The organism is Serratia sp. CoH_122_TC_1 (assembly GCF_058191755.1).
On the sequence record NZ_JBXWLA010000021.1, the window covers coordinates 83,611 to 105,119 of the forward strand.

Annotated in this window: 22 protein-coding genes; all 22 read right to left on the minus strand. The window is 53.6% G+C overall.

Annotation, left to right across the window (positions count from 1 at the left end; translation table 11 throughout):
- Positions 1–2: 2 nt before the first annotated feature.
- Positions 3–977, minus strand: coding sequence for a DotH/IcmK family type IV secretion protein (locus AC2FC2_RS23060; RefSeq protein ID WP_394802837.1), 975 nt, complete (start codon positions 975–977; stop codon positions 3–5).
- Between the two features lie 24 nt (positions 978–1,001).
- A complete protein-coding gene (locus tag AC2FC2_RS23065; protein WP_165366498.1) occupies positions 1,002–1,709 on the minus strand; it encodes a DotI/IcmL/TraM family protein in 708 nt (235 codons plus the stop codon).
- An 8-nt stretch (positions 1,710–1,717) separates the two neighbouring features.
- Positions 1,718–2,071 carry a conjugal transfer protein gene (locus AC2FC2_RS23070; RefSeq protein WP_129942288.1) on the minus strand — a complete coding sequence of 118 codons (354 nt, stop codon included), beginning with the start codon at positions 2,069–2,071 and terminating at the stop codon, positions 1,718–1,720.
- Positions 2,072–2,095: 24 nt separating this feature from the next.
- Positions 2,096–5,413 carry an LPD7 domain-containing protein gene (locus AC2FC2_RS23075; RefSeq protein ID WP_129942287.1) on the minus strand — a complete coding sequence of 1,106 codons (3,318 nt, stop codon included), beginning with the start codon at positions 5,411–5,413 and terminating at the stop codon, positions 2,096–2,098.
- A 60-nt stretch (positions 5,414–5,473) separates the two neighbouring features.
- On the minus strand, positions 5,474–5,761 hold the full coding sequence (icmT, locus tag AC2FC2_RS23080) for an IcmT/TraK family protein (protein WP_129942286.1): 288 nt from the start codon (positions 5,759–5,761) through the stop codon (positions 5,474–5,476).
- Complete coding sequence (traJ, locus tag AC2FC2_RS23085) at positions 5,754–6,929, minus strand: plasmid transfer ATPase TraJ (protein ID WP_129942285.1); 1,176 nt, start codon at positions 6,927–6,929, stop codon at positions 5,754–5,756. The genes icmT and traJ overlap by 8 nt, the downstream gene beginning before the upstream one ends.
- A complete protein-coding gene (locus AC2FC2_RS23090) occupies positions 6,922–7,734 on the minus strand; it encodes a type IV secretion system DotC family protein (protein WP_490659948.1) in 813 nt (270 codons plus the stop codon). The genes traJ and AC2FC2_RS23090 overlap by 8 nt, the downstream gene beginning before the upstream one ends.
- Positions 7,731–8,195: a DotD/TraH family lipoprotein gene (locus tag AC2FC2_RS23095; protein WP_242501604.1), complete on the minus strand. Its 465-nt coding sequence runs from the start codon at positions 8,193–8,195 to the stop codon at positions 7,731–7,733. Before AC2FC2_RS23095 ends, AC2FC2_RS23090 begins: the two co-directional genes overlap by 4 nt.
- A gap of 98 nt (positions 8,196–8,293) precedes the next feature.
- Positions 8,294–9,370 carry an acyltransferase family protein gene (locus AC2FC2_RS23100; protein WP_129942283.1) on the minus strand — a complete coding sequence of 359 codons (1,077 nt, stop codon included), beginning with the start codon at positions 9,368–9,370 and terminating at the stop codon, positions 8,294–8,296.
- 63 nt (positions 9,371–9,433) lie between these two features.
- Positions 9,434–10,813, minus strand: coding sequence for a shufflon system plasmid conjugative transfer pilus tip adhesin PilV (gene pilV / locus AC2FC2_RS23105; RefSeq protein ID WP_129942282.1), 1,380 nt, complete (start codon positions 10,811–10,813; stop codon positions 9,434–9,436).
- Positions 10,810–11,478 carry a prepilin peptidase gene (locus tag AC2FC2_RS23110; protein ID WP_129942281.1) on the minus strand — a complete coding sequence of 223 codons (669 nt, stop codon included), beginning with the start codon at positions 11,476–11,478 and terminating at the stop codon, positions 10,810–10,812. The genes pilV and AC2FC2_RS23110 overlap by 4 nt, the downstream gene beginning before the upstream one ends.
- On the minus strand, positions 11,478–11,963 hold the full coding sequence (locus AC2FC2_RS23115; RefSeq protein WP_048795524.1) for a lytic transglycosylase domain-containing protein: 486 nt from the start codon (positions 11,961–11,963) through the stop codon (positions 11,478–11,480). Before AC2FC2_RS23115 ends, AC2FC2_RS23110 begins: the two co-directional genes overlap by 1 nt.
- A 54-nt stretch (positions 11,964–12,017) precedes the next feature.
- On the minus strand, positions 12,018–12,608 hold the full coding sequence (locus AC2FC2_RS23120; protein ID WP_129942280.1) for a type 4 pilus major pilin: 591 nt from the start codon (positions 12,606–12,608) through the stop codon (positions 12,018–12,020).
- Between the two features lie 36 nt (positions 12,609–12,644).
- The gene (locus tag AC2FC2_RS23125; protein WP_129942279.1) at positions 12,645–13,760 is read right to left on the minus strand and encodes a type II secretion system F family protein; all 1,116 of its coding nucleotides are present in this window, start codon (positions 13,758–13,760) and stop codon (positions 12,645–12,647) included.
- Positions 13,757–15,247: a GspE/PulE family protein gene (locus AC2FC2_RS23130; protein WP_129942278.1), complete on the minus strand. Its 1,491-nt coding sequence runs from the start codon at positions 15,245–15,247 to the stop codon at positions 13,757–13,759. Before AC2FC2_RS23130 ends, AC2FC2_RS23125 begins: the two co-directional genes overlap by 4 nt.
- Before the next feature lie 5 nt (positions 15,248–15,252).
- Complete coding sequence (gene pilP / locus AC2FC2_RS23135) at positions 15,253–15,837, minus strand: type IV pilus biogenesis protein PilP (protein WP_129942277.1); 585 nt, start codon at positions 15,835–15,837, stop codon at positions 15,253–15,255.
- Entirely contained in the window at positions 15,824–17,128 is a 1,305-nt protein-coding gene (gene pilO2 / locus AC2FC2_RS23140) for a type 4b pilus protein PilO2 (RefSeq protein WP_129942276.1), read from the minus strand. The genes pilP and pilO2 overlap by 14 nt, the downstream gene beginning before the upstream one ends.
- A gap of 3 nt (positions 17,129–17,131) precedes the next feature.
- Positions 17,132–18,766 (minus strand): PilN family type IVB pilus formation outer membrane protein, encoded by a 1,635-nt coding sequence (pilN, locus tag AC2FC2_RS23145; protein ID WP_129942275.1) that lies wholly within the window; start codon positions 18,764–18,766, stop codon positions 17,132–17,134.
- Positions 18,767–18,790: 24 nt separating this feature from the next.
- The gene (pilM, locus tag AC2FC2_RS23150) at positions 18,791–19,216 is read right to left on the minus strand and encodes a type IV pilus biogenesis protein PilM (protein WP_048795517.1); all 426 of its coding nucleotides are present in this window, start codon (positions 19,214–19,216) and stop codon (positions 18,791–18,793) included.
- A gap of 152 nt (positions 19,217–19,368) precedes the next feature.
- Positions 19,369–20,406 (minus strand): toxin co-regulated pilus biosynthesis Q family protein, encoded by a 1,038-nt coding sequence (locus AC2FC2_RS23155; RefSeq protein ID WP_161739312.1) that lies wholly within the window; start codon positions 20,404–20,406, stop codon positions 19,369–19,371.
- A 78-nt stretch (positions 20,407–20,484) separates the two neighbouring features.
- Positions 20,485–20,760: a hypothetical protein gene (locus tag AC2FC2_RS23160; protein ID WP_129942273.1), complete on the minus strand. Its 276-nt coding sequence runs from the start codon at positions 20,758–20,760 to the stop codon at positions 20,485–20,487.
- Positions 20,761–21,207: 447 nt separating this feature from the next.
- Positions 21,208–21,408, minus strand: a complete 201-nt coding sequence (locus tag AC2FC2_RS23165) for a TraY domain-containing protein (protein WP_074423389.1) — start codon at positions 21,406–21,408, stop codon at positions 21,208–21,210.
- Positions 21,409–21,509 lie beyond the last annotated feature (101 nt).

Here is a 21,509-nt window from a genome sequence, read left to right on the forward strand (position 1 = left end):
TCTTACTCCAGAGCAATGTTTAGCGCGGTGGTTTTCCCCATAACGGAAAACGTCACATAGGGTGTCGCCGGTAACTTCCACAGGTGAGTACCATCTGCAGAGGAAAGCGTCGCTTCAAACTCGTCACGAATATCGGCGCGCGATCGGATGTACAAATCATCCCCCAGTTGCCATACCGTGGTGTCAGGCACTCCACCGGTAACTTTGAGCCGCCGAGCCTCTTTAGGCGGTACACCGTCAAGGAAAGACTGCAGCGTACTGTCATGCAGCCCGATGCGACTTTCAGGTATGGCCGTCGCTTTGGCCGCTGGCCCACGCCGGGGAACGCGCATATCGAGGCGACTGTCTACCGTCCAGGTTTTAGCAGACGTATCCGGTTCGCCGCTGGTGACATTCAGCACAATGGGAACGGACAACCCACTCAGATAAACGGTGATATTGCCGCTAACAAAAGGTTGCTTGGCATAAACCACCATCACCGGACTGTCCGGCACCCAGTAAAGCTGGAAGGCCGGATTACCGCTGATCGGTGCAGCGCCCAATTTCCAGGGTGCACCGGTGCTGTCGATAAACGTCAGTGAACTGGGGTAATTCATCGCCGTACGCACCAGTGGCAAACTGGCTCCCGGCGACAAATCGACGGTCAGTGCACTGATGCGAGGCACCACCGATACTGAGGGTGAGATCATGGCCCGGGTGACGTCGGACTGACGCGCACGCAACTGTCTAATCTCATCAGGGGTCAAGGGTGATACGGCCTCCTCGGCCTGCGCATAGAGTGGTGAGGGAGGAGGAAGTGGATCGCTACCGGACAACCCGGCACCATTCGGTAATGGTGTCTCCGACACGGGCCGAGCGGCCGGTGCAGCAGGCACCGCAGCCGTGGGAGTCTGACTTTGTGACCAACCCGCTGGCGCGGAGGCGGCAGGCGCCTCTGCCAAGACCGGCGTGGTCATCAACGCCAGCAAGGAGAACATTAGGGTATTTTTCATGGGGGAACCTCAGTTGGCGTTTGTTGAAATCATTTGGGTGACTTCAAGACCCGCCGGCTTTTCCTGAACGTCGGTGCGCTGAATGCGCAAAGTGAAGATAAACCGCTGAGCTGGCGTACTGGTTTGCTGCCCATCAAGCTTGAGTGTGACCGGATACTGGAACTCCCAGGTATAACGATCGCCAAGTACCCCTTTGCTGCGTATGACGCCAGGCGCCACATCAACCGACAGGTTCATCCGCTGACTTTTAACTGCAGCAAGAATGTTCGACGACGTCAGTGCCTTGTTGTATCCCTCAAAACCCTGGTCAGAGAAAAGTGGCTCCACCCGGGTCATCTGCGAACGATAGTGAACAAAGTCGAGCGTAAAGCCTTTACGCAATGCATCGGCACCAAATGCCGCAACATCCTCAGAGCTAAACGCTGGCATATTCATCGGTTTGATTGGAGTCACCCGCCCGTTCTCAGTCGCAAAGTATTTCACCGGAGGGTGTGCAACCTGCCATCCCAGATATCCGTTTAGGGAAAGCGACAGCACCATCGCCACACATAGCCACAACATGACGGTCAGGCAGCGATGGGCAAAAGTCGCCCCCAGCTCACGCTGGCGTTGCAGGGACAGGGCATGTGCATAAGCACGCGCCTCATCGTCTGACACAGGAGGCACCATGTTCGGCGCCAATGGCGCCTCGGCAGAGCTCTGTTCTTGCGTTTGCATGGGTCTCCTTAACGCCCCGTGAACTCTTGCCACGGGTCAATGTTGCCGGGGATGTAGTCGTTGATCTTGTCAACGGCCGCCTGACAGACCTTCTCGGACACCTGGTTCATGATGTCGGCAAGGCTGGGGAACGTGGGCAGTTGGATAGTGGTTGTGCGTATCCGTGACAAACAATCCTGCAACTGGTCGGAGGCATTCTGTTCTCGCGACGCCCAGGCTTCGGCTGCCCGCCGGGCCTGTTCATAACCGGCTTTGCTACCAGCTTCAGCAGCAGCCCCCGCACGGCAGGTAGAAGCAAAACTGGTAGCCGGCAGACAGCACAACGCCGCAAGCAGTGTGGCGCACACGCTTTTTTTAAACATAAAGTGTCCTTTGCGGTCAGTGAGTTATATCGGGCGAGGGTCGCCCGGCTGCGCCTTTGGCGCTGCCGCCGGCGCGGCCTTTGGGGAGGTGTTCTCATCCCGCCAACGCTCGTCAAATCCCAATCGGGAATGAAGCGCGGGCGGTAAGCTGGCGGGTGCATCCAGTTTGCCAATCCGAACCTGGCTATCACCTTCCAGCTTGAAGGCAATATTCTCGCGGGGAACAGGCTGGCCGCTGCTGCGGTTGATCCCATTTCCACAACCTACAGGCCTCGCGCCCTCCGGGGTGACTGTGTTGAACACCATCGGTGGGGCATCGTCCCTGCCAGGCAACGTCACGAGGACATGCTGATACTGCCCCTGGTGGCGAACCACACCCTGCAGATACGGACCATCACTGCGGACCAGATACAAATCAAGATGGCCATCTTTCGACCAACTGCTAACAACCGGCTCCCCAGCCCCTTTATCCACGGACGGCCGTGGTGCGGATAACACATCTCCGGGGGTCTGACTGCCCTGCCCATCAGGACGCAACCAGTACACACCTTCCTTAGGCGCAGCCGGCGGCGGCATATCGAGGTGCAGTTGGGTAATGATGGCCGATTGGATTTTGGCAAAGCGCGACGCATCGAATGCCGCCAGCTTCACGCCTTCATCAGTGCCGGTGCGTACCGTATCGCCCCCAGTCGGGGTCAACGACCACTGATTGCGATGAGCAGTTTTAGACTCAAAATGGGTGACCACCCCCTGATCGTCCTTTTGCGGAACCTGTACGGTTACCGCCTCCTTTCCCAGCCAGGTCAGTGTCGCTATGCGGCCAGGCTTAATGCGCGTTTCACGCAGCAACCCCGAAAGCTCCTTACCCCAGAACGTTTGTTTTCCTTCTCGCGTCCGCAGCGTAATAAAAGCGCTTTGCGATTGACCGGGTTCAAAACGGAAAGGTGCGTTACCACATTCGAGTACCTTGCCCGTCACCCCCGCCGCCGCCGCTTTGTAACTTTGGTGAATAGCGGGAGAAATACTGCTGTCGGGCTGAGCCGCATTATCTTGCGGTCGCGCTGCAGGAGCGACACGATGATCAACGGCTGGTGCAACCTCTCGCGGGGCGTCCGCCGGTGTGGCTGCTTCGGGGTCGGGATGATTCACCGGCGATGCAGCCGGTTGCGATGTGGGGGAATGAGCTGGCATCGGAACCATGTCACCGGTGACGGCGTCACGCGCTGATACTGGTGTAGCCAATAACTTCCGCGCATCCTCCAGCATGGCCTGTTGAGCGGGTACCTTCATCGCCACATTGATTTTATGCTGGGCAATCAAGGCAATCGCTTTTTCCTGAAAAGCTTCACTACCGGTCAACTCAATACGTCCCCGGTAATACTGTGCCGCCGTCAACAACGCCGCGAGCACCTTCTCATCGCTTTGGCTGGCCCCTTCCGCCATATCCAACCGAGAACCCCGATCGATGAACGCCGGTTCGTTATCCAACTTATAGAGAACCGACTTATCGCTCTGCGGCTCCCATGACAGCCGCTGGAGTAACGCATCCTTATCTATCAGCGCTACGTCCGGATCAGCGGCTTCGCCGTTCGGGCGTGGCGGACCAACCCAGATAGCGTCAACGGTAGGTTCGGCCTGAGTCTGTTCTGACTCAGAGCGGTGAGCCCACTTTGACGCAGGTATGGCATTTTCTTGCTCTGGCTCACTGGCTGGACGAGGTGGCACGTCAGCCTCCAATTCACTTGCCGTATCCGCTGTCGCCACCCGGGACGTTTCAGTCGTCTCTGGCGTCGGTACAACGTATTCTGCACCGCCGGTCGGGGTTGGTTCTGGTACGCGCCCTTCAGGATTAAGTCGTCCAGCCAGAGAAATGGGGGCGTCGTCTGAGGGGGCTACTGCATCAGAAACCACGGGGATCTCTGCGGGTTCGGTGCCCACACCAGGTAAGGGAACTGTCGATGTTTCGGCTTGCGCGGCCCAGGACGCATAATCATTAATATCGATCGGCGTCTCATCAACAACGGGAAGCTGATCCACCGCCGGTTCAACAGGCCCGATATCGCCCTGGAAAGAGGGCGTCTCGGCCGGCATTGGCGGCATAGCGTCGACCGGAGTAGGCAGCGGTTCGTCAGGAGTGGGCGGCGATACGCCATCGGATGGAAGGTTCATTTTGTCTCTTTCCTCTCGGATGATCTCCAGTGTTCGGGCAATGTTGGCGGTCACGAGCAAACGCAACCCATCAAGCCCACGCGACTGGTGAAGGTCATTGAAATCGGTCAGCCCCAGTTTTTTTTCAGCGTCGGTAAAGTCAGGCACAATTGCAGCACCATAAGTCACTGAGGACGCTGCCTGGGTTGCCATCAGCAATCCCTTGTTCACTTTCTTCGCATGATCCAAATCGGCCAGGAAGATATGTGGGGTGTTGGGATAACGCGCGTGCAGCACGTTGGCTATTGCAGCCATATTGCCGGCATCGATGGTCATCACGACCGGCTGGCCAGTGGCAAGATTCAGGCTTCTGGCAGTGGCATACCCCTCGGCATACATCACCGAGGCGTCAGGTAAGAGCGGGCCTCCCACCACCAAAAAATTACCCTGCTTTGGCGCATCGCTGTAAAGCCGCTTATCACCGTCAGGCGTGATGTACTGCAAGGTGCGAAACTCACCCTCAGCATTAAAAAACGGCACCACCAGGGCACCGTTTTGAGTTTGTCGCAGCTCTGGCGTCGGGGTTATCCCCTTTCGCACCAGATAAGGATGGGCGGGGTCAGCCCCCGGAAGTTTGTCGTATAATGCCTGCGCTTTCGCCGTCTGCCGACGGTAATTGGCCTCTCGTGCCCGTTCAGCATTATCGTGTGCCTGGCGGGCTGCAGCCCGAATGTGCAGCCGGGCAACGGGGTCAACTTCTGTTCCGCTGGCCTTCCAGTTAGTGACCGACTTCTCCGTTTCCGCACGGTGGTAATTGATAAACCAGCCGCCGGGTCGGCGATCGAGGAACCCACGGTAAACGCCACTTTTTTGCCCCTTCTTATCCTCCAGCGTAGCGACGCGATGCCGCTTCCCGTCCATCACCGGCAAGCCTTTCACGACTAACCCCGCCTGCGTCAGGGCATCATGAAACTCTGCCTGCGCATCACCGCCGCCGGTGCTGATGGTGTTATCGGGCAGCCAGGCCTTCACGCGATCGATATCACTCCCTGGACGCGCGTACCACAGAACGGCATCTTTATCCCAGGCCAGTGCCGAACGGCCATCGTCAAGTAGCCCTGCAGCCTTGCGAGCCTTATCTCGTTCTTCGTGCGGCACCGCCAGCCAAAGACAGTGCTCAATTACTTTTCCCATGTTGATCTCCTCGATGCCGATCTATACCCCGGCACCCTAAAAGGCCTATGTGGATAATCGTCACTCGCCTTCAGTAAAACGGCGATACCACCACGGGCGGCCCGACAGCAGCTTTCCCCGCAACAGATAGACCAGCCGGGCATTCAGCACCGTCAACGTCCAACCAAAGGCCGACAGAATTCGGAAAAAAATGATGATGCCGCTGATCACATAAATCGTGTCCCAAGTAGGGAAGCGGAACCAGAATAAATACAGCAGAAACAAGGGGGCCGGAACACCGTAAACATTGAGCCGCCGAGAGGCATTGCGCCAATAGCCCGGTGGCAAAGGTTCCTGTTCATCATTCATGGGTATGACCTCGCTCCAACTCACGCAATTGGTGGCTAGTCAGGGCGACAGCCAGCTCGCTGCGAGCGATGCGGCCTTGCAAGTACAGCCGCCAGGCATGATCGGCAATGCGCCGTTTCTCAGTTCGAATAATGCCGTCAATGTGCTGGCCCCATTTGATGTAAGGCATTTGCGACAGCCGTTCCCGCAAGGGATCGTCAAAGATAATGTATTCACGCACAGCCTGCCGTTTACCATCAGTTGTTCTCAGCAACTTCTGCACCACGATGTACTGGAGTACCCCCAGCATGTCGTGCGCGATAGCTTCGCGGATCTCCGCCTGGAACAGGTTCAGGCAGCGAGGTATGGCCTCACCCGGTGAATGAATGTGCAGTGTCGATAAGCACAGATGACCAAGCTGGCCCGCCTGTATACCGGCCTCCACTGTTTCCCGATCACGCATTTCCCCGACGCCAATAACCGACGGTGCTCGCCGCAGGTCAGCACGGATACCTTCGGCAAAATTTGCTACATCCCGCCGGATCTGCAGCTGGGTGGCCGGCAAAATATCTCCGCTCTTACCCAGAACAAATTCTATCGGGTCTTCGGTCGTCGTCACTTTGCGGTCAGGGTCATGATCAATACAGTGCCGATAAACCGACGCCAGGAAGGTACTTTTTCCGGAGCCAGTTTCACCGCCAATGAAGGCCAATCCTTTATGAGGCAGAACAACACTGCGTAAATCATCTTCGATACCCAACGAATCCAGGTCAGGGATTGCGGTCGGGATAATTCGCATGGTCAGTGCAATGGTCGTATCAAGCCGGCCCGCCGTTGCCTGTACGAAATTGCAACGGAATCGCAACCGTTCGCCACGTTCCAGACCGTAACGCTGATACATATCGCCATCCAGCTGCAGCGCCCTGTCCACTGGATGCCCCCCACCGGCCGTTGCCCGGACCTCAGGTTCAAAGACCTCGTCAATCAGTTTGGACAAGGTATCGTCAGCCAGCACAAAGGTGCTGGCTCGTCGCAATCGACCGTGGTGGCTGACAACCAGGTGATTGCCGCCCTGGATATGGATATCACTGACATTCTGCTTGGCGCACCAGACAAAAAACGCTTTCAGCGCATTGCCATCCAGCCCGTTCTCAAAGGGGTAGGGAACAAAGTCAGTAGATTCAGTCATGATCGCCCTCTCTTTGTATTACCGGCTTCCATTTCGTCTTGTCAGGCACAAATCCAGCGTGCTCTTTGAGGCGACGAACTCTGTCCCCCGTGGTCAGCTTGCTACGATCGCCACTGACGGTTTGTTGCTGGTCGGTCACCACCGGAGAGGTGATATACCCCTGTTGCAACAAGCGGGAGTAAACCAACATGCCGCGATAATCACGGGTCAGACGATTGAAATTGGCTTCCAACGTATGGTCAGCACTCTCTCGTCCTTCTTCCCACCCCTTGCGAACAGCAGCCTGCCACAGCGCTTTCTGCGCGCCGTTGGCCGGTATCACTGCGGCTTCAGGCCCATCGATAGCCGAGGTGGATAAACCTGCATTGAGCCAACTCCGCCAGGATGGCGGGTTGCTGACAAAACGCTCCGGGGCAAGAATTTCATACACATGCGTAGCGGTTCTTATCTGATTAGGGGTGATGTGGGCCACATCCTGAGCCTCACTGATCACCGGAGGAAGCCAATCCTGGCGGCTGATCAAAGTACGAAAGTCATATAAGGCATCCAGGTTTTTGGCGACGGCATCAAGTGTTTGCCGTAGCTCCCAGGCTCGCTGTGCTTTTCCGCCCCGAAAACCCAATGTGCGTCCAGCCTCTTCAAGCAGTTGACGCCGCGTTTCCGACACATCCGACGATGATGGCTGTGAAGGACTGAGGTAACTGCCCATATCTGGCGGTGCAGACTCTGAAGGGGATTGTGCAGCTGCTGCCTGGCCGCACAGTACGCCATTGACGAAAAGTAGCGTCATAATGGATTTTTTCATCTACGCCCCCTCGTTTTTTCTGGTTGTGAAAAGGCCAGCGTGAGCTGGCCAGGAAACTCATGCAGTGTGGCCCGCCAGGCAGTCTGGACTTCAATCATTCGCAACAGGTTCTGGTAGGTGACGCCGTTTACATGCAGATTGACCGGCAATGGAAGCCGCACACCCGTCCAGTTAAAGGTCAACCCACGTTGTCGGGCCAGATGAGAAAGCAGCTCGACAGCATCGCCATCCCAGTTGAGGGTTACGCGCTGAGAATTGGCACTGATGCCTGGAGTAAATAAAGGTGCTCGAACTTGGTTTATCGCGCCGGACAAATACAAATTATTCTGCGCGTTTTGAATCTGCTCAGCATTATATTGAGTGTCCGTATTTTTTAGCGGCATGACTGCGGTACTTTTAGCCGGAAGTTGACATCCACTAAGCACCACAGGCACAAAGAGTAACATGCAATAAAATTTCATGTTTCTTTATCCTGTATATCTGACTATTTAGATTAATTTGAATTTAGAGTGGGGTTAGAAAAAAATAAAGCAAAGGGGCATTGCGCCCCTTTTATTAACTACACTGACTCATGCCTTACTGATTTTTGTTTTCTAAAACTCACTGGCCTTTCAATAAATTTATACGACAAGTAGGCCAACCCGATGGAGATAACACACGACAAAACAAACCTTGGTAAACCATCAGGTACACCAATACTTTCAAGCCGATTTCCTATCCCACCATTCATTAGTGTGTGGATAAGATAGAGAGAGAATGATATCTCCCCCAAAGTAATAAAGAATCTCGGCGTGTATTTCGTTATGATCTCATCATTTAAGACTACAGCAATAAACAAAATTGACAGATACCACCCTGACATCGTTAGTCCATGACCCAGTGATGGTGTAAATAAAACGAAGTAGCCGGCAACAACTATTGCAATAACTAATATTACTAAGCGTAACTGACTATTTAAGTTTTTTGTATAGGGATAGATAAGACCAAACCCAACGCCCACCAAAAACTGCCATATGATAGGGTTGGTTATTAAATTCAAGTAAGCTGAATTGAATTGATAGCCACTAACCCCCAAGGTTGGTGATTGCCCTGCTAACATAGGCAAAACAATAAGGCTTAACGAAAACACGCCAAACAACAGTAACCATCGGTATTTTGATATCAGACAAACTGCCATGACCAAGTAGAAAAAAACTTCGTAATTCAATGTCCATCTAACACCATAAACACCACCATCATCTACATAGAAGGGAGAATTATTGGCATCAATTGGGGAGAAAGTGAGTGCGCTTGCAAAATTACTCACTTTCTCTGGATAATGGAACGTGCTCATAGCCCCAGATAAAAGGAAAGTAATTAGCAGGATAATAAAGTAGGCTGGAAGTATTCTCCTTGCGCGGTGTTTCAAAAACACCCCTGTCGCCGATAATCCTGGTTTTAGTTTCTTCGCTGAAAGCGTGATAACAAACCCACTTATTATGAAGAAAACATCAACGCCAATAGCCCCCCAGCCGAATAACTCATCTCCTAAGCTAGGATAGGAAAGATTTATATTCCATCTAAAGTGAAATAACATGACAAAAAGAGCAGCCAGACCTCGAAGAGCCTGAACACTATCCAACCTGTTGTTATTCATACAAATTAACCATGATTGCAACAAAGAGTGGGAATACTACCAAATGGAGGAAGGCAATAGCTATCATTTTGCGCATAGCGCAACGGCACGCATACAACCTCCTGCATCACCGGGAGGTGAAACACGCCAGGCATTAATATATGGGTCAGAACTCGATGTGTCTGGTGAGTTTCTACCTTGATCCCAAGACCAACGGGTCATTTCCCATCCACCGGATAATAGCTTATAGCCGCTGGGGCAATAGGCGATTGATTGACCACTCTTATTATCGCATTTATTATCACCGAATGCGTTTACGGTCTCCGTGATTGATGATGTTTTCCATACAGCATTGACACAAGATAACACTGCCCCTGCTGAGTTTCTGCCTTGCAAACCATTAGGAGAGCACCCCTGCCCTTCTGTCGCTACACCATCCAACTGTAGATATTCACCAACCGACGCCCTGCCATCTGCCCGAACGGTTCCACCTTTAAGCTGGCCGCTGGTATAAATCCCCTTGCCGTTAACCGATTTAATCCAGTCATTGTCATCCATATATAACCCACCTCCATGGTCTTCATTGAGCCATCCTTTACCATGTTTGGTGATTAACCAGCCGGTGTCACTGCGAACATCTCCATGAGCAGTGATCCAACCGCTCGACCAGACACTTTCACTGGCGATGAGACGTTTGCTATTTACATCTTGGCCCGCCCAAACATTGTGGGCCTCCACATTCCCGCTAAAGCGCCCCGTCGTTGCGTTAACATTATTCGCGTTATTCAAATCATTGCTGCCCATGTCAATGGAAGTATGCATCTTGTTGAGGTCGGGACGACCGTTAACCTGGAAACGATACAAACGATCACTTTCTTCCGCTCCTCCAGCCAATACATCCGACGTCAGGTAAGCAGCAAGATGACCACTCTGCCCGCTGAGCCCCAGGCTAGACAGGTTGACCTGCCAACCACCGCCGGCGCCGTTGGCCACATTAACGGGTTCGATATAACCCCCCAGGCCAGAAGTGTTCTGAGCGATATAGCGTTGGCCCTTGAACGCAATGTTCTGACCGCCGGCCGTCAACACAAAGGCGACCAGTTTGTCGGTTTGCGCAGGATTGCGTGTCACGGCAAGAATATAGGTTTGGGCGTTATTGTTGGTCAGGGAAAAACCCGCAGGCAAATACCCTTTATCCCTTAGGGTCTGCCCGGTTACCGTGACGTTACCACCCCCTTTAACCTGATTCAGTAAGGTGTCGTAGTTATCTTTGACGTATCGGCGTGCACCCTGGCTCACCGTGCTCAGGTGTGTGGCTGTCACGACCCAGGTTTGTTCTTCTATATAGTTGGAATATCTTTCCAGCCCGATAGGGGCGGCAATCAATACGATCCCCAGCACGATGGCCATTGAGATCAACGATACCCCCCGGTTGATACGAGGGTTGGCAACTTCAGCAGTCATAAGGCACCTGATAGGGTCAGTTGAGGGAAGCTTCCGGCCAAGGCCGCCAGTAAGGCGAACAACCAGGGAGCATAAGGTTGCGCTGTTTTTTTCGTCAGCAACGCGCCGACGATAAACAGCAAGAAGGCACATCCACTCAGCACGCTGGCCAATCGCCAGGGAAACCAGGCACACAGCCCGGCAATCAAATGCACATCGCCAAGACCAAACCCTTCTTCACCCCGCAGGCGTTTGGCACCGTAGTGAAAGGCATAGAGGAACATAAACATGCCGATGCTACCTGTGAGCGCCTCCGTCAGGGTGATCGTGCTCCCAGGCAGAAAGGTAAACAGCAGACCAGTCAGCCAAAAACCGGAGGTATACCGCAGCGGTAGCCAGTAATTGCGCATATCAAGCAGTACCATGGGAATACCCCACGCAAACAGCCCCAGAATTTTGACCGTTCCCAACCAGGGGAAACCCGCGAGTGCTGTCGTTGCGATCAGGACAGTACCGGTACCGGCGAAAACGATTGTGACGCCCCTGACCTGCAGTCGGGTGAGTGGCGGGCCATCATGCTTAAGCAAGAATTTTTTCGCCCCGTGAACCAACGGTTGGGCACCAATGCACAACGTGGCGCTGGCGAAGGCCATCAGTAACGAAAACTTCAGGAGATACAAGGTCATCAGGCTGCACCTCCCTTAAGTTTCATGTACATCGCATACACTTTCCGCGCATAAATCATGCGCCGTGGACCGTTGTTGTCAGCAAACCCGGCATTGTAAGAGCCGAGGCATTGCCAATTGACGCCGCATTGCTTGAGATGCTTTGCCAGTATCCAGGCCCCTATCTGTACGTTGAGACAGGTATTGGTCAGCAGGTCCTGCTCACTTTGAATAATGCCCAGCGCACGCAGCTGGGGAATGTGTCGGTCATTAATCTGCATCAGCCCGAAGTCTCGGCTGGTGACCCGCCCTTTTTTATCGCGATTATTGCCGATAGCGCGTGGGTTAAGACTGCTTTCAACGGTGGCCATTGAACGCAGTAATAAGGGGTCGACTTTATAGCGGGCGCCCGCCTCGTTAAAACAGAACGCCTGTGCCGGCAGCGATAATAATAACGCCCCGCCCAACACCAGACAGGACAAGGCACGTTGAAAAGAAAACAACATAAGAATGCACTCCAGAAGGAGGCCGGCAACAGGACGTTACCGGCGGGATGGGCATCAGGTGTTGCTTGTGAAAGTGAGGGTGTTTTGACCCACCGAGCCTTTATCTGCAGTGCACTGTGCGCCAACGGCGCTCGCCGCGATTGCACCATTAGTCGACGTGCCGTTAACCATGGTGGTCACAACACTCGGCGCCGCACTCAGCTTGGTCGCCAGAGTAATGCACGCTTCCTGTGGAACCGCCGCGTAGGTCAGTGAGAAGGAGGACTTCTGACCGCCGGCTGTCGCAACGGGTTGCACGGTGACAGCCCCACCCCACAGGTTTTGCAGCTTGGCGCTACCGGAGGATTTTGTCCCGACAACCGTCATATTGGCCGGCGCGCCACCAAACTGGATGAGCGCACCGGTCATGGCATCTGCAGCCGCAAAATTATAGATACCGGATGTTTTCAACATGGTGCGGGTATTGGTCAACAGTTCCGCAGCATTATTGTACTCCGTGCTGGCGTCATTACGGTTAAACAAACTGCCCCCCTGAGTAATAGCGATAGCTAATACAACAAGGACTAGAACAAAATAAATGGCCGCTTCAAGCAGGGTGATAACCCCACGGTTGATAGCCGAGTGAGGAATTTGAGTCAGTTCCATTACTATTTCCTTTAGGTTTTGTGGAGAGTGGGCGGCTTAGCGTGAGCCCACGAGATCGTTGAGGTTTTGTGTGGCCAGGAGGATCAGGATCATGTAGCCAGCGTTGGTGCCCAATGCGATGTAAGAAAGCAAAGACGCCGTCCGCTTGATCCGGGCTACGGTTTGCACAAGCCAAGCCCGTGCAAAATTTTCAATAATCATTTCAGCGTTATCGCCGTCCGTCAGCAGGACCAGTTTGTCGATAGCGCGTGGGGAGGGAAATCCGTAGCCGGCATTGCGTAATGCCAACCCCAGGTGGTCACCTTGCCTAACCTGACGCTGGGTTGCGGCCAAACGTTCATACAGCCAGGGCGGTGCATAGCGACTTAGCATCTCGATGGCGTCTTCCGTCTTCACCTGAGCACGCATCAGCGCACTGAAATTCAGCAGGAAACCCACGCCGAGCACGTCGCGATACACGCTCCAGGGCAGTAAACGGTCCAAAACATGCTGTCGTATTTTCCCAATCAGATTTGGCATCGACCAGATAACAAACCCAATCAACAGGATCACCAGCCCACTGAGAATAATTGCATGATTAACAAAGAACTCTGAGATGGCGCTGAGCCACCATAGCCCCCCAGTCCAGTTTTCTCGGGAAGATAATGACTCCAGGCGAGGAAGAAAGTAGACAGTCACCATCTTCATCATGGCGAATGTGGTTGCCATCAGCAGCATCGGGTAAGCCAGTGTGGAAACCAGCGCTGATTTCATATCCGACATTCCCTGAACCACGGTGATCGCCCGATATAAGGCGGCTGCCAGGTTACCGTCCTGAACACCGGAACTGAGGATGGCGGCTTCCTGTCGGGGTATCCAGGGCGCCAACCCCTGATCGACTGATTTACCCTGACGCAGCGCACTGAGCATATCTTCCAGGCAATAGACCACAGGGGGGCGCTTGTTCCCGTAGCTCCCTATCATTGAATTGATGGCTTTTTCTACTTTAAGGTTATTGTCGAGCAGAAACGCCAGGTCTTCGTAGAGCGTCAGGCGGTCGGCCGTAGAGAAGGTTTTTTGCGCCAACCAACGGCCTAAGCCCTCATTCATTTTTTCCGATGACGGCATATTGCCCCGCAATACCGTCAGACGTTCGCGCAAGCGGGAAATCATGATATGACCTCCGGGGGTAGCAAGGTCAGACTGTCCTCGTCAAGCGGACTGATGTAATCCGCATCAATCGGGTCGACCAGCCCGGCATTGAGATAACGCAACAGGTGCTGCCCGCGAGTAATGCCGCCCAGCACGTTCACCCAATAACTGCGCGCGGCCAGCTTGCCGTCATGGCGAAACAGCTCCATAAATTTGGCGTCGGGACGAATAACTTCAGCAATGACACGTCGCCCCGTCACGCCCTTATAACAATGCTTGCATCCCTCCGGATGGCGAAAGGCCAACGTCTCCACGCGGCAAAAGCGCTCAAGTAACGCTTTTTTCTCTTCTTCCAGGCCGTCACTGACGTCACACCAGCTTTTCTTGCAGTGCGGACACAGCAGTTGCACCAGTCGTTGAGCGATTAAACCGATCATGACTTGAGGATCGGCCACCTGTCCCATAGGGATGCCCAACGTGTCTGTCAGACGGTCAAGAATGCCGACAGCATCATTCGCATGCAGCGTGGTTTCCACCAAGTGGCCGGACTTGGCCGCCGTAAGTGCAGATTTAACCGAGTTGGCATCACGAATTTCGCCGACAACCATGGCATCGGGGTCTAACCGTAAAGCTGCAGAAATAGACCGAACCCAGGCGCGGCTAACCGCATCCGGGTCGTTTTTATCAGCAATGATGGGGGTCTGCACCGCCCCCAGAATCAGCCCCTCAGGCGGATCTTCCAGCGTCATCAGGCGTTTTCTATGCCCGGTAAAAGACAGGTACATTTCGCTGAACGTGCGCAGAGAGGTACTTTTCCCTGAGCCGGTCGGCCCGGAGAGGATAATGACGCCCTCAGGGCGTGCCAGCATGCGGCGAATGAGCGTTTGCTGTTCCGGTAAAAATCCCAGTTCATCCAGCGTGGGTGGGGCCTTTCCTTCATCAGGCAAAATGCGCATCACCACATACAACCCAAATTCTGCCGGCGTATGCGCATAGCGTGCGCCGAAAAGCTTAAGGCCCTGCAGGAACTCTTTGCGCACCCGCCCATCCTGAGCGCGATTGGGATTAAAGCTTTTCTCGGCCACATCGCACATGGACATCACAATCGTCGACGCCAGCGTCATTCCTTCGGCGCGATCCAGCTGCATCACCGTTTCGAGGTCGCCGTGCACACGAAATTGCACCACTGTCACATTATTTATCCCGATCAGCAGATGAATATCACTGGCGCCTTTCTTCTTGGCTTCCCTAAAAAACCCGATGATTTTCGCCTGTTGAGCGGAATAATCGTTAGCCTCGGGGTTGTCGGTTACCTGGCTTTGCTGCAACTCTTTCAGCTTGTCGAGCTGAACCCGCTTAACCTGCAGTCTGGGGTATTTCTTATACGCACCGGCAATCTCTGACGTGACGGCCAGACTGTTATTGTGCGCGTCAGACACATACAGCGTCGGGGCGTCAGAATTGGCCAGATCTAAATGGATATAGGTTGAACCACGTTTCTCATACATATCGGTTACCCCGCAAAGGAAAGAGACACCAGCGTTTGGTTCTTCCCGGCGACAACGACCTCATTGAGATTGATCCGTTTAACAACGTATTCCGTACCCGGAATGCGATTCCCTGACTGCACCGTGACCTGATTGCCGTTGCTGAGAGCCAGCACGGCCGTAAACCCCTTGCCGGTACCGGTGATCTCCACGATTTGTGGAGGAACAGCATCTTGAGTTGCCCCCTTAACCTCCGCCTTATTGTCCTGAGAAGGCGGTGCCGGATTGAAAGGCTGATCCAGGGCGCGGTCGTAGCCGTTCTTTTGCAGTTCATTCAACGCTTTTGCCCTGGCAAGCTGAGCCTCATACAGCACCGTCTCAGCCTGTATGGCTTCGAGTTGCCCCAGATTTAACGCCCGCCCAGCCTCTGTGCGGGTGAATGTGGTTGGCAGGGGAATATCGACTGACGTTGGCGACTTCACCGGTTTTTCAGCCGAAGGTATCGCAAGTGGAGCCGCCGGTATGTCAGCGACAGGCGCGGCGAATACACTGGGTGCGGTTAGCACCAGGCACAACGCCCAGGGTGTTACCCAGGATTTAACGGTTGGCATACAGAAGTCCCTCAATGGTGTATTCCAGACGGTTGTTCTTGAGCGTCGTCGTGATACTGGACGCCCTTATCCCGCTGCTGTTGAAGCGCGTTGGCGCAAACAACCTATCGGGCGGAATGTCGGTAATGAACGTAAAGCTGTAGGTGCGCCACGGCAGGCTTTGTACGTCGCCTTGCGTTAACTGGGTGCTCGCGTCCATTTCACTAAGGCGCAAACGGGCATTGATGCGCTGGGCATAGCTGGTCAGATGCTGGATTTGCTGGCTGCCAGGGAGCAGCGCTTCGGGGTGTTCAGGAGGAGAAAGTGATACCGGTAACGCAAACGAAGCGTCATCCGCGCTGCCGGGAATATTAAACACAGGTTGAATATCTGAGCCATAGAGAACGGGTAACCGCAAGGCAAAGTCCCCCACGGTGCCCCCGTTCGGCAAGGTGTAGTGCAGCGTTATCTTGCCGTGAGCATCACACGTCGCCGTATTGAATACCCAGCCGGCAATAGAGATCTGCGCGTCTTTCCACACGCTACTGCAGGCGCTGAGCATCGGCGGGAATCGCGGTTGCGTTGCCCAGGGTTTCAGGTTGTCGGCCGGTGCCTGTTGCTCCAATTGTTGCCTGGCCATCAGCGCCGCCTGAGCAGCGGCAATACGCGCCTCTTCCTTATGCGCCTGCCATGTCGAATAGCCGGTATACCCTACGCCCAACGCCACCACCGCAATACCCCACAGCCACAGCATCTGCGGATTATGGGTTTTACTCAGACGGGCGCGTCGCAAACCGACCTTGTTGTCGGTCAGTGTCGAGAGCGCCTTATCTTCGGCACTTTGTTCGGGAAAGAAACCGCTCGGGGCATATATTGTCCAACCCGCCGGCGGTTCGGAGGTGATTTGCAGAAAATTAGACACCGCTGTTCGTATGACAGCGTCATCACCCACGATATCGCCGAACGGAGACAACATGCCGTCGTTGACAGCCACAAACCAGTATTGGCCATCCGGTAACGGGAAAACACCGTAACAGGCCTCTGGTAATGCCGGCAGGACGGCTAACGCCATCGATGCCAATGTATGACGCCCCCCTTTTCGTCGTGTTTTGTCCGTGAGGGTGACGGTGCCAAGCAAAGTGCCTTGCGCCTGGCCATCTCCGGTAGGTAACGCCGCCCAATGTGTGGCATGCGCTTCTTTAGCACGTAAGCGCATGCTACGGCGCCCACGTAGCGGCAGATACTGCCAGTGCAATCCGGCAACCAGCCAGGCACTCCCATTCTGCAGCGTATAGGTAGTCTGTTGTTTCATGGCTTATCCCAAAATGACCGGAGTGATAAGAATGACCAGCATGGTTTTGTTGTTTTCACCGTTGGCACCGCCCCCGAGTCCAAAGAAACGGAAACTGCCGACACCCTGGCGGTTGGCGGTATTATTAAGAGACTGATAACCACTCAGCACCAACGTCTGTCCAGACTGCATAATGACGCGCTGTGTAAAGGTCTTGAGGCGCGTTTTCATGAGTTCAACTGAGGTGTTGTCACTGGTGAACGTGCGCATGGTCGGGTCATCCGACATATTGATTGCAAACTGCAGCTGCATTTTTGGCGACTGGGGCATCAGGAACGGCAGCACCGTCATATTGAAGCCCGTCGTGATGGTCGATTTGGTGATGCTGCTCGATGAGCCGACGTTAGCCGTGTTCTCCGTGGTCACGTTGGAGGCATAGTCCTGCTGCAGCGCAACCTGGATCGGCACCGCTGACAGGTTAGTCGTCATGCTTGAGGCTTCTGTCATCACGCTGACGTTCGCCTGCTCGGACAAGGCTTTGATAAAGGCCTTGGTGCCTGCCCCTTTACCATCCAGTATGGAAATACCGCCATTCAGGGCATCGGACGAAGCCCCGGTGAACGCATTGGTCAGAGACAACCCGACGCTGCCACTGTTGAACACAGCGTTCCAGTCAATGCCGTACTGATCCTGAGTACGTTTCTCAACGCTGTAGACCTGGACGTTGAGCACCACCTGTCGGTTGAGTTCTTTATTACGGTCATCCAGATAGCGGCCTATCTGCTCAAGCACGCGTGGTGTATCCGTAACAGTCAGTACACCGGCGGACAAATTCATGCGCCCGGTACCCGGCGTCAACATCGACTTGATGGTATTGGTGACGTCCTCGTACAGGCTCGACTTGATTTCCATCTCTGTCGCTTGCGAGGTATTGGAGTCGCCACTGAGCCCACCGCCGCTGCTGTCGCCCGTAGCCCCCATCGATGAGGTGGTGCCACTCACGGTTTTGGAGCCAAAGCTCGCCTTACTGTCCATAAACATGACCGGGAACGTCCGAGTGTCGAGATAGAAAATGGCGATCCGGCCTTGCTCATAACGCCATGACAATCCCAGGCGAGTGGTGACATTGTCGAGCAAACCGCCCAACTCCCCCTGCCAGAACACGCCCCTGAGTGAAGTACCACCGGTAACGGCCGGTGCAGCTCTGGCGGGTGAGCCACCCAACGCGGCCAAAGGTACCATCCCATTAGGGTCTGGTGCGGGAACGGGGCCACTGAGTTGTTCCGTCTTCCCGCCTCCTGTTGGGGCGAGCATGGCTTGTGCATCCGGGGTGACGACGACAGGCAGGCGGCATCGTTTACTGATGAAGGCGCTCACTTCCGCCAGCGTGATACTCCCAGGCCGATTGATAGCCACAGCACAAGGTGGCAGTAAGTTATTGCCGCCTGACTGGGTATTTAACGGGTAAGGGTTGATCCATTGAGAGGTCAGATCACGTACCACAGAACCCTTTTTAAGGGCATTCAGATGCTTATCTGCCTGTTTTTCGTCTTGCGAGACCGTGTTGTCGATCTTGTCGATGCGCTCAAGCGGCGCACAGCCGGAAAGCAGCAAACACAATGTTGCCGCCAGCCCGGTTAAGGGGAGGTGTTTTTTCATTTTTAACCTTGCGGTGAGGAGAGATTAGTTGAGGTACACCAGGCTGCCGTCAGCAATGCTGGCCGGTACATTAACCTGCATGTCATTGCCAAAGCTGTCGATCAGACGTCTTCCTGCGACCTTTCCAACCAACGCTGAGTGCCGACTCTGTGCCAACAACGCGGCCATCAACCCTGGTTGATCCGGCTGGTAGACATACACACGGTCAGCCTGCAGCACATTGTGTAATTCAGGTAGGGGTGACCAACCGAAGGCGCTGTCAGGGATCACGCCGTCTTTTTGCGAAGGGTTGTTATAGCGCCAATCATTGATGTCATTGATATAACGGACGGTTTGAATAGCGCGCTGGCTCAGCGTGCTATCCTGCATCTGCGCCCCTGTTTGATCATGAGGTGGTATGTTGACCCATACCAGGAGCCCCAGAAAGACCGAGAGCAACCAGTAAATCATTGCACAACTCCCCAAATCAGAATCCAGAACACAGCGCACAGAACTATCACGCCGATGTTCACTTTGCCGCGATAACTCATTCGTACCTCCAGAAATTAAGGCTGCGAATGCAACCTCTTGGACTGAGGGGCATGGAACCTACTGACTGGCCATCAGTGGATTTCCTTGTCGTCAACAGAAATGACGCACTGAGCATGGCGAATGCCGGCATACAATGGCACTTTCGCCGTACCGTACAAGGTAAACAGGCTATTCAATGCATCCCGGAAACTCCCTTCAAATTGGAGCGGTGCATCGATACGGTAATTTGCTGATGTCAGCCAGGCGACCGTCCAATTGGCCACGTCTGGAGTAGAGCACTTCTCAGCGGCGGCCCAACTGAATAGGGTATCTTTCAACGTGCTACCCGCCTCGATCCGCCAGACTTTCGGCTTAATAATTGTCTTAGGTAACGTCAGCGATGCGGTGGTTTTAACCGCTGCTGCTGGGGCTTGTACCGATTTTTTTCCACCAAATGGATTACGGCCAGAACTCACAGTTCCCTGCTTATCCGTCATAGCTGGAGCCGTAGATGTTGATACCGCTATTTTGTTTGGCGGCTGGACGGTTACAGCACCCGGGGCAAACTCAGCAGATTTTGCCGCGACGGAAATCCGTTGTGCCTGCCAATCGATCAATGCCACCTTGCCCTGCTGCTGCAGCACTTCATCCAGTACAAACGGCCACTGATCGTTACCACGCCATTGCAGCGATATTCGTGCATCAGGTTTAAGTTCTTGAGAGAAAGAAACTTGCCATCCAGCAGGAGCAATCTGACGTATTGCTTGTCGAAGCGTCGTAGCTTTCCCCGCTCTTGCAAGCGCCAAACTGACCGGGCGTTCTCCGAGATAGCGGATGGCCTGTAAAGTAGGCACCGGCAGACCTGCCAATGCCTTGGGCTGAATAGTATCTGGCAGGCGATGCGACGGTGTAGTAGTCGCTGGCACTGACTCACGAGCTGCCGGAGCAGGTTTCAAACGAATTCGGCTAGCCTGAGCCAGATCTGCTTGAGCCCTCTGGATAATCGGTACTTGCTCCTGGATCAACGACGTCACAAATTCTTGTGCCGGAACGCGCGGCGGTGCAGGGGTGCTGATAGCACACCCACTTAACACCACCGGCGCCAGGGCAACGGGGAGGAATATTTTCAATAGAGTCACCTCAATTACGCAGTGGGATAGATAGGTGAAAAAGTCAGACGACAAGCTGAATAACAATGAAAGGGGCTATCACTCGGCAGCCTTGCGGCAAAGAATGTCTGAACACGCGACTGCGCGTTCACAGGGTCTAGAGCGGGAAATTTGGGGGGAGGCTTTTATTCCTGGGGATGACGGTCTGTGCTTTTTCTTTACCTGCACTTTTGTTTCACCTAAATAAAATAATTTGTCGCGCCTAACTCTCTTACGCTTTCTATTTACTTTACTTATATCAGGTTCAACAAGTGTCAATAGCTCGGAAAAATTACATACATATTTTTTCGGTGCGTTTAATTTTCCTTTTGCCATCAACATCTCCTTATCTGAATATCAACAACAGTTCGGGCAAGCCCACTCGTTCGAATGGACTTGCACAAATCTCTTTTGCGTCAGCATCCCTGCTCTGCCAGTGTTGCCTGTTCGCGCCCAGTCCCTCGCGGGTGGTGCTAATCTTCTCTAGAGGCAGATCGTACCTATAGATACATTGCATTTTTGCATAAGGGTCTAAACAGTTACAGAATGCTGTCCGACTTTCCAAAATTGTTAAATAGCGGACACCACCCCGTATAAATAAGGCCACAGGCACCCCACCCCAACGGGTGAATTATTAGTTTCGTGGAAATAACTCATGGGCTAATACCCAAAAATCGCTAGATTCCAGGTAAAAGAAAGCCCTACGGATTAACGCAATGTCTTTTTATTATTACTTAAACATACTAAAAATAGAGTTCCCTGGTGTTGGATCTCTATGTAACGCTACTTGGATTCATCGGAAAGAAAACGGCGACCAGGCACTGCAATATCAGTCACTGTTTTTAGATGATCAGTCAACCGTATTGATGCCTCTTTAACCTTGCTGCGACCAGACCGCTTTGCGGCCTGAGTCAGTAGCCGATTAACATCAGGAGTCATTTCAATAACAGTCTGGGCTGATTTCCACTGTGACTTATCTGTCATTTATTATAATTTCCTACTTCTTCTAAATAATTATGGTGAGAGTAATCCTTTCTCCTAAAATGCGAAACCCCCTTTAAAAGGGGGTTGACATAAACTTGTTA